Here is a 12,117-nt window from a genome sequence, read left to right on the forward strand (position 1 = left end):
GGCATTAACAACGAAGGCTCTATGAATATCATCAATCATGGTAGCATACACAATGGTATTACAAATACAGGTACTATTACACTTAGTTCTAATTTTACTCCAAGCTTTAAAAAAGCAAGTGAATATAATAATGGCTTTATTGGTAAAAATAACAATGGCTACCAATTAGAAAACAATAATAAGGGTAAAATTAGCATAGATGGTTGGTATTTTAATGCTTTAGAATATACTAAAGATAATAACCAAAGATTAGAAAATTCTATCATCATAGGTGGAGATAATCTAGGTGGTATTTATGCAGATAATATTTATGTTAATACTAAAGATTTAGTATTAAATCAAATCTATGATAGTAATACTTTCTTTGCAGATAAAAACGGAAATAGCCAAGGAAATGAAACTAACAATGGTGCAGGTGTAGATGCAAGCAATATCCATAGCATTAGTGGAATTTATAACTTTGTGAATGTAGGTAAGGGTCAATATGCAGCCGTAGTAGATACTAAAGAACTTAGTGGTAAAACCCTAGCAAAGTCTATGGTATATGCTTCAAGATTAAGAGCGATTAATATCTCTAATATGTTAAGAGACATCACCTCTCAAAACTTCCAAACAGAATTCTCTCAAGCATTAAATATGCAATTATCTAAACAAGGTGAAGCTTATGGTAATGATGCAGACTTATTAGCAGAATTAGAAGACATCTTCATTCCTAATAAAAACCCACATGCAAAAAACCATACTTTCTTATTGCCTTATTATAATCACTCTAATATCAAGATAGGAAAAACAACAGGTCATTTAAAGGTTAATACTAGTGGTTTAATAGGAGGTTCTCAAAGAGAACTACCTAAAGACTATGGTGTGATAGGTTTTTATCTAGGATATGAAGATAGTAAAAAAGAACAAGCTAGACAAAGACTAAGATTTGATGATAAAACATACTATGGTGGTTTAACTTATTATGGAGTATTAGCAAGAGATGGGATTAATCAATACTATCTTAGTGCTAGAACAATCTTAGATTATACTCAAAGTGATATAGAAAAAAGCTATCAAAGCTTACCTGTTAGTGTAGAAAGTGATACTAAGGTATATGGTTATGGAGCAGAAATTAAACTAGGTGCAAATTATTATAATACTTTAGATATTGCAAGAATTTCTCCTGAGCTTGGTCTTAGTTATTATGGTATGAGTAATAAAAACTTTTCTCTTTATCACTTAGGTGGAACAAAAGAACACTACCTAGCAGAACAGTTTAATTTTATTGATGCAAGTGCTGCTTTAAAATGGTATAAACCATGGAGTGATAAATTAAGAACCAATCTTACTATGGGAGCTATTGTAAACTTATACAATGATGCAAAAGGAAATTTAAAACTAGGCACTAATCATCTTAGTGCAAAAGTAGAAACTTCAAAGTATTATGGGTTTGGACAATTAGGTCTTTCTTATGCTATAGCACATAATGCTGACTTATCACTCAATTATGCAGGTGCATTTACCTTTGATGATACTAGTTCACATACGATGTTTTTAAAACTAGGTTTATGGTGGTAAGTTTTTTCACACTAACTATGATAGTTAGTGTGAAACTAAACTCAATTGCCCAGAGTTTGCTTGAAATAATTATAGACAACAAACAAACAACAACAAACAAAAGCACGTTAATCAAGAATACAAGTGTGTAATGGTATATAAATACCAAACTCCTTATTAGGCAAACTCTCTAATAACATTAAGCTAAAAAGCTTAATGCTTATTAGCAAACTCTGGGGAGTTGGGTGGGGTTAGTTTAAAATTTTGATCTTATTTTCTAAAACACTTTTAGGGGTAAGTCCGATGAATTTTTCATTCATATTGCCTTTTTCATCAAAAAAAACTATCACAGGTACACCATAGATCCCACCCACTGCTTTAGACAAAAACGAACTAGCTTTTGCTTCATAAACAAGAGGCAAGTCAAGTTTTTTTAACTCAATAACATTTTGTGCTTGTGTTTTAGACCTAACTCCACTTAAAACCGCCAAAATAGGAAATTTTTTTTCTTTATAAAGCTCATTAAGCATAGGAATTTGCGCATTGCATGCACCACAATCTTGCGTGAAAAAAAATAAAGCATAAGCATGGTTAGAATTTTGAATTTTTAAGGTTTTTTCAAAACCATCATAGTCAAAAATATAATTTTGTTTTGAATTTAAAGTTTGAAATTCGTTATTTGAACATGCGCTAAGAAAAAAAACGCTTATTAAAGCCAAGAAGCAATAGAAGCTTTTAACTGCGACCATGGCTTTTCTCCTATGATTTTATCTTGCACAACACCATCTTTAATGACAAAAGTTGTTGGCACGGCAAAAACGCTAAATCTTTGCCATGATATATCTAAATCATCTTGCAAAAATGTGATATTTTTATATTCATATTTTGTAGCAAATTCTTCAAAATCTTTACCCTTGTCTATAGAATCTAGTGCTAAAATAGTCATTTTTTTAGGATACTCATTGGCTAATTTTTCCAAAAGTGGTAAATCTTTCAGACAAGATGCACAACCTTGCTCCACAAAAGTTAAAACAATAAGATTATCAAAATCAGCTAATTTAACTTTTTCTCCAGCTAAATTTTTAGCTGCGATTTCTGGTGCTTTTAGACCTATTTTACCACCATTTTTATTATTGTTTTCAAAACAAGCACTTAAAAATATACTGCATAAACAAGCTAAGATTAAAATTTTAATTTTCACTTTTCATTACCCCATGGCTTAAAATGATCGTTCTATCAGCAAAGGTTGCTAAGTCGGGATTATGAGTGATTAAAACTATAGTTTTACCATCTTGCTTTAATTTGCAAAAAAGATCTAAGATATTTTTTTCATTTGCTTCATCTAAATTTCCCGTAGGTTCATCTGCGAGTAGAATTTCAGGATCATTCACTAAAGCTCTTGCTATACATAGTCTTTGCTGCTCCCCGCCACTTAACTGACTAGGCAAATGCGTAAGTCTATGAGAAAGACCTACTTTTTCTAGCGCCATTATGGCGTCTTTTTGCTCTATACTTGAATGGTAAAATTGTGCTAGCATGACATTTTCTAAGGCATTTAAATAAGGTATTAAATGAAACTGTTGAAAAATCAAACCTATCTTCTCTCTTCTAATTACACTTTTTTCTTCTTCGCTTAAATTTCCGACTTCTTTATCATCTAAAAAATACTCCCCACTACTTTGAGCATCCATCAAAGAAAGTATATTCAAAAGCGTAGATTTACCAGAACCTGATGGACCCATGATAGCTAGCCACTCGCCTTGCTTTACTTCTAAGTTGATATCTTGCAAAGCTTTAACTTCATTGAAATTACGATTTAAATTTGAAATTTTTATAATATTTTTCATCACTCACCCTTTAAATTTTCACAAACATTGATTTTTAAAGCTTTTTTTAACGGTAAAAAACTCGCAAAAAATGCAAATATCAAAGAAACAAGTACTGCAAAAAACACCGAAAGCAGTCTAAAATCTATACTTGCATTAAAAATCAAATACCCAAAAATATTAGCTAAAAAATACCCACAAAAAGCACCAAGTAAACTTGCACTTAAACTCAAAATAAACACCTCGGCCCCAAAAAGCTTGATAATCTCTTTATGTTTAGCTCCTAGTGCAAGGTGCAAAGCTATTTCTTTTTTTCTTGAAAAAATTACCGCACTAAGAGTGGTGTTTACACTCAAAGAACTAATGAGTAAAATCGTTAAGCTAATCAAAGCCATCAAAGCTTTAATCTTTTCCAAAATAACACCCTCGCTAATAGACACCGAAGCAATCACTTTTGCTTCTATATTGCCCTTGCTAAGTTCTTTTGCTTTTTGATCTAAACTTTCATAATCACCTAGTAAAATAGCCTGAGCATAATTAACTACTTCTTTATCAGCTAACTCTTGGGCTTTTTTCAAAGAGATGATCAAAACACCATCTTGCTCATCGTTACTTCTTAAAATAGCTTTGATTTTAACTTTGGCTATTTTAGAAATGCTTGGATTGTAAATTTGCAATTCTTGTCCTATTTTAAGTTCAAGTTGCTTTGCTAAATCTGCTCCCACAAAAGCACTATCTTCGCTAAAATCACTTAAAGAAAAGCTACCCTGCAAAACCTCCATAAAAGGCTTGGTAAGCTTTAAATTGGCAAAATCAACTCCAACTACTACCGCACTAGAGCTTTCAAGATTGTAAAAACCATATAAAAATGGGGTTAAAGCTTTTGCTTTTAAATTTTCTTTAACTTGATTAAAATCTTGCACACTTAAAAACTCATCATCTTTGGGTGTGATAATAAAATTCGCACCATAGGCTTTTAATTCTTTAGATAATTTAGTATCGATATCAAAATAAATATTAAAAAACGAAGCACTTACCATGGCACCCATAAACACTGCTATAAAAATAACACAAACTCTTTTGTAAGAAAAAATAAGAGATTTAAAAACCTCTTGTATAAAAAAATTACTTCCCATATAAAACCTCTGAAGTAGAAAGTTTAGAAATGCCCTTAATCGAGAACAAGCACCCTAAAAATACTATAAGCACTGCAAAAAATAAACAAATCGGCAAGATGATCCAAGAAAGCGCAATAGTATGATCAAATATACTCAAAGCGATAATCTCTGACATAGCTATACCAAAAGCAAAACCCAAAACAGCTCCAACCAAAGCCACTACAACCCCTTCTAATGCAAAAATCATATAAATTTGTAAAGTACTTGCACCCAAAGCTTTTAAAAGCCCTATTTCGCTTCTTCTTCTAAAAATATCCGCACTCATTAAAGAAGAAATAGCTATAGAAGCCACAACTAGACATATAATACTAACCACAGCCATTAGAGATTGAATTTTTGATACTATTAAGCTTTCTGCATCCGAAATCGCACTTACAACTTTTGTGCTAGCGCCTTTGAAATCTTCTGCAATTTGATAAGCGATTGAACTTACATAAGCAGTACAATACCACTGATCATATTCAAGTTGATCAAGACTATCTACATCACGTCTTGCTTTTTGTGCTAAATCATTTTCAGGTATAGTTAGCGCTGAAACTTCTGCTTTAGCAAACAAACCTTCTTTTTTGGAAAGTTTTTGTGCCAAAAGCAAAGAAGTGATAAGCTTATTCGAAAAAGCCTGAGTTAAGTCCACTATACCGACAATTTTTACTTTAAAATTTTGGTCATTTTGTATGACTTGAATTTCATCATTAATTTTTAAATGATATTTTTGTGCCAAGTCTTTTCCCAGCATTACTTCATCCAAGCTATCATCTTTTGGGTAGTTTCCTTCTATCTTGCTATATTTATAAAGCTCTTTAATCCCTGCATAAAAATCATCGTCATCTTGGACTTTTATGGCTTTATCAAAATACGTCCCTACTAAGGCTATATTTTCATAACTTGCGCTTGGAGTTTGAATTTTTACCTGTGTATCTAAAAATGGTGCAAAGGCGTTGATATTGTTTCTCCAAAAAATTTCTTTAATAGTATGAAGCTTGTTTTCTTCTAAAAAATTTTGATTTTTTAAAGGTTCGTAGATTTTATTACCTACTTCCACGCTCAAACTCGCACCTTTAGGTAAAACCAAGATGTTTGATCCATAACTTCTTAGTTCTTTTGTAATCTCATTGCCTATACCTAAAGTAAGATTTAACATTGTAGCCATAAGCAAAGTAGCTAAAAAAATCGTTAGCAAGGCCAAGGATTTTTGAATTTTATTTTGAAAAATGGAATTTTTTACGATCTTAACTTGCATAGTTGTTTCCTAATAAATTATGAATTCTATATTTTGAGGTTTTATTGGTATCAATGTATTTTAAAGGATCGTTTTTAAATTCTTCGTAGTTTTTTTCATTCGCAAAGAAATATGTTCTTCCTTTATATACATAAGACCTTGGTGCTTTAAGGTTGATAAGTTCTGTATGATCGATAGGATCATAAACTTTCTTTTCTACCACTTGAGTAAAGAAATTTACACCATCTAAAATTTCTGAAAAAGGTATGATGACTTTACCATTTTCAAATTTATATTTCATTGGGATAGGATTACATCCGCCTGCTTTGCCCACACTTGGCAGGAAAATTCTCACATTACACGAAATACAAATTAACTCTCCACCTCTTTTAACATAACCCATATCACCACATATACTGCAAGCGTCAAAAACCGCTACCGGAGAATCTTTGTCCTCTCTTTTATTAATCAAGAAAAATCTTACCACTTTCCCCTCATCGCTAATATAAGCAAAACGGTGCAAGTTGTTGTCCCTTAAGATCGCTACATCAAAAACAAATTCATCATTTTCATCTGGTTCTACATAGGTTGGCTCATCTATGGTGATTGGCTTGGAAGCATGCAAGTCATAAAAAAGACAAATACAAAGGCTTAAAACCATGGCACTAAAAACACTTGCACTAAAGTTAGTAATGGTTGAATTTTTAGCATGATTTTTTCTAAATTCTATATCAAAATCTTTTCTTTTAACATTCTCACTTACTCTTTGTTTAAGTGCTAAAATAATACTCCATCCTAAAAAGAAAAACCACACATAAGGATAAAATTTAACATAATACACGCTTTTTGCTACATAGCTTAAGTACAAGCTTTCGGTTTCTATCGCACCTTCTCTCATAAGATGTAATACAATTTGCACCAAAGCTTCATTTAGATAAAAAATCACAATAACACATAAAAGTATATTTAAAAATTTAAATTTAAATTCTCTTAGCCATCTTATATAAAGGTAAACTCCAAGACATATCACAAAAGCAAGCAAAATAAATCCAAAAGAACTAATCGCTAAAGAATCTAAAAAATTAGTGCTTAATATAGGAAAATCCACCGAAACATGCAAATACTTCACACCAAAAGCAAAGGATAGTAAAAACACCAATACGCTTTGAATTTTTTCTTTTATGATGTTATTTTGCATATAAACTAAAACAAGTAACACTAAAAATACGAAAACAAACAAGATGTTATTGAAAAAAAACAATAGATCGTATTGAAGTGTCTTAGAACTAATAAAAAAAGCAAAATAAGAAAAAACAAAACCCACAAAAGCGAGTTTAAACACAAAAGAATTTTTTAGATTGTAAAAAAATAAAGCACTCAAAAGTGCATAGGAGAAGAAAACTCCAAAAAAATGTACAAAATAAATCGACATAGGCTCTTCTTTTGATAGAATTTATTTATAAAATCAATAATTTCATAAATAAACCCTAGCAAAAGCTAGGGAAAAATCACTTTGGTTTACCTGTGTATTTGAAGTTATATTTAACTGAAAATGGCTCAAACCATTTACCAACACCTGTTTCTTTATCAACATGGCGTCCAAAACCTTGTTTTTCTGGATTTTCAATCAAAAATACCAACTCATAATTTCCTATACCTGTATCCATTTTAATGTTAGCACCATAGTGAGGGCCATCATCTGCTACCATAGGCATAAGTGTTCCTGTTTTTACTTTACCATTGTCAAGGTTAGTAAGTTTGTATGCAACAGATAAATAAGGGATCCAAAATCCTTCCGGAAAACCGTTTTTATTGCCTTTTAATGCATGGATGTCTGCTTCAAGGTGGATATCTGCCAAACTTGCTGCAAGATCAATTCCTCTTGGTTCCATTTCGATTGGTTGTAAATAAACCGCTGCAATCTCCATGCCATTTAACTCATATGGATCACCAATTGGCACCTCTGCTGCAAAAACCGAGCTAGCTAAAATGCTCGCTGCTGCACCTAAACTTAATAAAGTTTTTTTCATATTTTCCCCTTTTTATTTGAAATTTGCTTTGTTATAAAAATACCCATAACGAGTAAGATTAAAACCATAAACTGTGGTATGATGCTCTCATAGTAAGGATAAATTCCAAGCCATAAAATTCCTTCAAAATCAAAAGGAAGTAAGCTTGGGGTGATAACCTTAGCCTCTATAAGTTCACCGATGCCTTTGCCCGTAAAGACAAAAACCATATAAAATATAATATATGAAGTAATATAGAAAAATTGTTTTACTGGTATTTTTAACGCACCAGCTTTTAATAAATAATAAAGTATGACAAGTATAACTAAACCGCTACCTAAACCTATAAATATAAAACTATAATCTATGCTTGTTTTTGCATCAAACAACAATGCTTGATAAAAAAGAATAGTTTCAGCACCTTCTCTGTATACAGCTAAAAACACACTAAACCATAGTGTTTTTGCTGAATTATTCGAGATGGCTTCCACTGCTTGGGTTTTAACATAGTTTGCCCATTTTTTATTTTGTGCATTTGATAAAAGCCAAAAACCAACATAAAAAAGCAACGCCACTGCAACAAGCATGGTGATACCTTCTAGTAATTCTCTACTTTGTCCAGCTTGTTCTTTGAAAATCCATGATATAAAAAATGCTGTCACAAAACTTAAAAACACTCCGCTCCAAAGTGCTGAATACACTATACTTAAACGCTTTTTATTGCCACTTTGAACTAGATAAGAAACAATGGCCACGATGATAATTAAAGCTTCCAAGCCTTCTCTTAAGATAATACCCAAAGCCCATATAAACAACGACATAGGCGATGATTCTTGAATTTTATCTAATGATCCTTCTATCAACGCACTTAATTCATCAAAATTTTGTTTTAATTCTTCCTTAGAAGCACTCGCTTTAATCAAAGCAACGCCTTTTGAAAAATAACTTTCTATTTTTAATTTTAAAGCGCTATCGATCGCACCAATTTTGCTTTCCATACCACTTGCTTCAAAAATATCCAAATACACATTTTGTAAAGCATCTATGCTATTTAAGCTAAATCCTTCATAATTTTGCAAGATATTATTGAGTGCTATTTTGATATCATCATGCACTTTGGTATAATTTTTCGTACTAACACTACTATCATCAAAACCTTTTACTTGAAGTAAAGCTAATTCTTCTTTAGGAAGATCCAAAAAGGCTTCATAAAGTAAATCTGATATAGTTGAAATTTCATCTCTTATGGTTTTTTCGTTTAAGGTATTAGCATTGATTTGTCTAATGATCGTTCGAAGTTTGGTTTGAATTTTTTTATCAATACCTGCTTTGGTGTATCTTGCAACTAAAACCTCAACTTTAGAATTTCTATAATCATCAAACAAAGCAGATTGGATCAAGTCTTTAGCTTTTTGATTATCTTTGTTGATAAAAGCTAATGCAGCCTGATCTAATTTAGAAATCATCGAATCCATCAAAAATTGCAATCTTGCATCCATAGCAGAAGCTTCTTGCAATGCTAATAAAGTATCATCATTAGCATTTTGTTCTTGAGAATTTGTACTACTTGCTTGCGAACTTTGTGTAGCTTGACCTTCAACCTTCTCTCCAAGCAATGCAGCAAACATCGCTTCTGCTTGCGCTTGGCGTGCTTTTTCTGCTTTTAAAGATGAATCCTCAGCCGCTTTTTTGTCATAATTTACATCGCTTGCTTCAGCTTTAAGTTGAAAACCCTTCTCTAAAATAGGCACAACTTCATCTAAGTCAAAATACAAACTACTAATTAATGCTTCAATCTTAGAAAAATCTTCTTTATCTTTATACATTTTTCTTAAGTTGACAAATTTACGCTCCATTACAATAACTTTTCTTCCAACATTACGTCCTATAGAACCCTCCATAGTTTCAAAATGCTGAAAGTAAGCATCTTCAGCTTTCTTTTTTGCTTCTAAATTTTTATTTTCTTTGTATAAAAGCACACTTTCATCTAAAATTTGCTTAATCGCCTGAGCTTCTTTTTGATAGTCAATTTCTCTAGCATATACAATAGAACAAAATAAAAAAATCATCAATATACTTATTTTTTTAAACACTATTTTACTCCGAATTGATATTCATTTTTAAAATCATAGTTAGAAGTATAGTACCCCCTTTCTTAATTTTAGATAAACATTATCATTATTTATTTCCTAGAGAAAAGATTAAATTTACTGCAAAAAAATGTTTTTATGTACAAAATAAAATAAAAAATTATTATTTTAATCTTATTTATTTATTTTTTATTTATTTTTATCATAAAAACAACTTTTATACCTTAGTTTTTATTATTTTTATTTTCAAAAATGATTTTAGAAATTTCTTATGGGAGTTTAGATGAGTTTGTGTGTGCAAAACTGCTTAGGGCTTATTTTGAAATAAAATACTATCTAAAATAAGCCAGTCTAACAAAAAAAGAACTGATGTAAATTTTATAACATTACTTCATTTTGAATTTTTTCAATATATTTTTCCCTTAATTTTTGAGTATAAAATCCGACTTTACCATCTTTTATGACTTTGCTATCTGCTTTCACAACACCTAAAATCAAAAAAGTAGCCGCAGAGATAAACACTTCATCTGCTTCATATACTTCTTTCATATTAAAAGCTCTTTGTTCTATTTTAAGACCCAATTCTTTTGCAAATTTTAAAATATTTTTACGACGAATCCCTGGTAAGATTTCATTTGAAAAAGGCTTGGTGATCAAAGTATCATTTTTAATAATAAAAGCTGAACTACTCGAAGCTTCAGTAACGAAAGAATTTTCCACCATAAATGCTTCAAAAGCTTTGGCTTTTACCGCTTCTTCTTTTGCAAGACACTGTGCTAATAAAGATATAGACTTAATATCTCTTCTTTTCCATCTTAAATCAACCGTAGAGATAATATTTACTCCATTTTTAGCTAATTCATGATCTAGCACTTTACTTTCAAAAGCAAAAGCCATGATAGTAGGCTCTAAACCTTTTAAAAGTGCAAAATTTCTACTACCAACCCCTCTAGTAACTTGCATATAAACTCCACCTTCTTGAAGCAAATTGCTTGTTATTAGTTGTGTTAAAATGGCTTCAAATTCTTCTTTTGTATAAGGTATTTTAAGATCAATTTGCGCCAAACTACGTTCAAAACGCTCCCAAAATTCTTCCTTATCTGCTATTTTTGCATTTACTACAGGAACCACCTCATAAATTCCATCTCCAAAGATAAAACCCCGATCAAAAATGCTGACCTTGGCTTCATTAGCCTTTAAAAACTCGCCATTTAAAAAAACAATCTCTTTTTCTTGCATCAGTTCTCCTTTTAGTCAAATAAATCCACAATAGCCTGTGGCAAAGTGATTTGATTTGAGTAATAAAAATATTTCGCCAAAACCAAAATGCCTATATAAAATTCTAATTTCTCATCTAAAAATTGCTCTATGTAAGCATGGGCATTTTGTATGATTTCTTTTGCTTGATTTGGATAACTTAGATAATAATCCATCAAAGCCTCTACATTTTCATAATCATCATCAATTAAGGCAAAATGTTCATTTGGAACCAATCTACCTTCCATAAACCATGTTTCATAGCGCATTTTTGGTGCTAAGACCAAGGAATTAGTCTTCATGGCCCATTTTAGATTACTAGCTACATCATTACCCTCCAAAGAAAGTAAAAATTTAAATTGGGTTTGATAAGACCTGCTGATTTTAAAGTTTAAATTTTTTATCCACTTTTCTGCATGAATTTTTCTATCCCCAACGTGAGCAATATCACAACGATTGTGATTGAAGTACTTTTCAAAAAAACGAATACGATGTGGTTGATAGATCGCACCTCTGAAAAAAAGAAGATCTTTTTTATCTTCAAAAACATACTGATCTTGTATAAAATCAAAATGTCTATTTTTATCTAATTTTAAGATGATATTATTACAACCTTCTTTAATAGGTCTTGATTTAGCTATGCTTGGGTATTTAAGGTTATAACTAATATCACCAAAACCTTTAATCCATAATAAATCATCATCATAATACTTACTAATCGCATAAGCATCATAAGCATAAGAAGTTTTTTTAAAAGGTAATTTGCCTATTTTTTCATAGCAATCTAAACTTTTTATATCAAAAAAATCATTTTGTAAATTATAATAATTCACACGGCTGATAATATGATCTAAATGTTTTGATTTTAATATTTCATTGAAAATATTGCTAAGCTGATTTTGATAAATTCTTCTAGGTATAAAACTTTTAGCAATACCCTTAACATTCATCATCAATCTAGAATCTGCCATTTTACTCTTTCATTACAAAATAAGATAA

General features: G+C 30.9%; 11 protein-coding genes. 1 reads left to right on the plus strand and 10 read right to left on the minus strand.

The genetic code is table 11. The features are described 5' to 3' along the window. On the plus strand, positions 1–1,560 hold a 1,560-nt coding region (locus CKA54_RS07655; protein ID WP_172586661.1), incomplete at its 5' end, for an autotransporter outer membrane beta-barrel domain-containing protein. Between the two features lie 230 nt (positions 1,561–1,790). Here the strand turns inward: CKA54_RS07655 and CKA54_RS02735 are convergent. The 10 genes from CKA54_RS02735 to CKA54_RS02780 form a co-directional block, all read right to left on the minus strand. Next, positions 1,791–2,258: a TlpA disulfide reductase family protein gene (locus tag CKA54_RS02735; protein ID WP_172586662.1), complete on the minus strand. Its 468-nt coding sequence runs from the start codon at positions 2,256–2,258 to the stop codon at positions 1,791–1,793. Then, entirely contained in the window at positions 2,249–2,740 is a 492-nt protein-coding gene (locus CKA54_RS02740) for a TlpA disulfide reductase family protein (protein ID WP_120759794.1), read from the minus strand. Before CKA54_RS02740 ends, CKA54_RS02735 begins: the two co-directional genes overlap by 10 nt. Then, a complete protein-coding gene (locus CKA54_RS02745) occupies positions 2,730–3,386 on the minus strand; it encodes an ABC transporter ATP-binding protein (protein WP_120759796.1) in 657 nt (218 codons plus the stop codon). The genes CKA54_RS02740 and CKA54_RS02745 overlap by 11 nt, the downstream gene beginning before the upstream one ends. Continuing rightward, positions 3,386–4,501 (minus strand): ABC transporter permease, encoded by a 1,116-nt coding sequence (locus CKA54_RS02750; protein WP_120759798.1) that lies wholly within the window; start codon positions 4,499–4,501, stop codon positions 3,386–3,388. The genes CKA54_RS02745 and CKA54_RS02750 overlap by 1 nt, the downstream gene beginning before the upstream one ends. Beyond that, the gene (locus tag CKA54_RS02755; protein WP_120759800.1) at positions 4,491–5,783 is read right to left on the minus strand and encodes an ABC transporter permease; all 1,293 of its coding nucleotides are present in this window, start codon (positions 5,781–5,783) and stop codon (positions 4,491–4,493) included. The genes CKA54_RS02750 and CKA54_RS02755 overlap by 11 nt, the downstream gene beginning before the upstream one ends. Continuing rightward, positions 5,773–7,194, minus strand: coding sequence for a Fe-S-containing protein (locus tag CKA54_RS02760; protein ID WP_120759801.1), 1,422 nt, complete (start codon positions 7,192–7,194; stop codon positions 5,773–5,775). Before CKA54_RS02760 ends, CKA54_RS02755 begins: the two co-directional genes overlap by 11 nt. A 76-nt stretch (positions 7,195–7,270) precedes the next feature. After that, entirely contained in the window at positions 7,271–7,792 is a 522-nt protein-coding gene (locus tag CKA54_RS02765) for a ferrirhodotorulic acid transporter, periplasmic binding protein (protein WP_039664358.1), read from the minus strand. Next, entirely contained in the window at positions 7,789–9,840 is a 2,052-nt protein-coding gene (locus CKA54_RS02770) for an FTR1 family protein (protein ID WP_120759803.1), read from the minus strand. The genes CKA54_RS02765 and CKA54_RS02770 overlap by 4 nt, the downstream gene beginning before the upstream one ends. 399 nt (positions 9,841–10,239) lie before the next feature. After that, positions 10,240–11,100 (minus strand): D-amino acid aminotransferase, encoded by an 861-nt coding sequence (locus CKA54_RS02775; protein ID WP_120759805.1) that lies wholly within the window; start codon positions 11,098–11,100, stop codon positions 10,240–10,242. A gap of 11 nt (positions 11,101–11,111) precedes the next feature. Beyond that, on the minus strand, positions 11,112–12,089 hold the full coding sequence (locus CKA54_RS02780) for a glycosyl transferase family 90 (RefSeq protein ID WP_120759807.1): 978 nt from the start codon (positions 12,087–12,089) through the stop codon (positions 11,112–11,114). Positions 12,090–12,117 lie beyond the last annotated feature (28 nt).

The organism is Campylobacter sp. P255 (assembly GCF_003627915.1).
Lineage (GTDB): Bacteria > Campylobacterota > Campylobacteria > Campylobacterales > Campylobacteraceae > Campylobacter_D.

What these genes read in the sequence shown, in the direction of transcription:
- CKA54_RS02765 (WP_039664358.1), bottom strand. Translation starts at nt 7,792, where the DNA reads ATGAAAAAAACTTTATTAAGTTTAGGTGCAGCAGCGAGCATTTTAGCT.
- CKA54_RS02770 (WP_120759803.1), bottom strand. Translation starts at nt 9,840, where the DNA reads ATGATTTTTTTATTTTGTTCTATTGTATATGCTAGAGAAATTGACTAT.
- CKA54_RS02780 (WP_120759807.1), bottom strand. Translation starts at nt 12,089, where the DNA reads ATGGCAGATTCTAGATTGATGATGAATGTTAAGGGTATTGCTAAAAGT.
- CKA54_RS02760 (WP_120759801.1), bottom strand. Translation starts at nt 7,194, where the DNA reads ATGTCGATTTATTTTGTACATTTTTTTGGAGTTTTCTTCTCCTATGCA.
- CKA54_RS02750 (WP_120759798.1), bottom strand. Translation starts at nt 4,501, where the DNA reads ATGGGAAGTAATTTTTTTATACAAGAGGTTTTTAAATCTCTTATTTTT.
- CKA54_RS02745 (WP_120759796.1), bottom strand. Translation starts at nt 3,386, where the DNA reads ATGAAAAATATTATAAAAATTTCAAATTTAAATCGTAATTTCAATGAA.
- CKA54_RS02755 (WP_120759800.1), bottom strand. Translation starts at nt 5,783, where the DNA reads ATGCAAGTTAAGATCGTAAAAAATTCCATTTTTCAAAATAAAATTCAA.
- CKA54_RS02775 (WP_120759805.1), bottom strand. Translation starts at nt 11,100, where the DNA reads ATGCAAGAAAAAGAGATTGTTTTTTTAAATGGCGAGTTTTTAAAGGCT.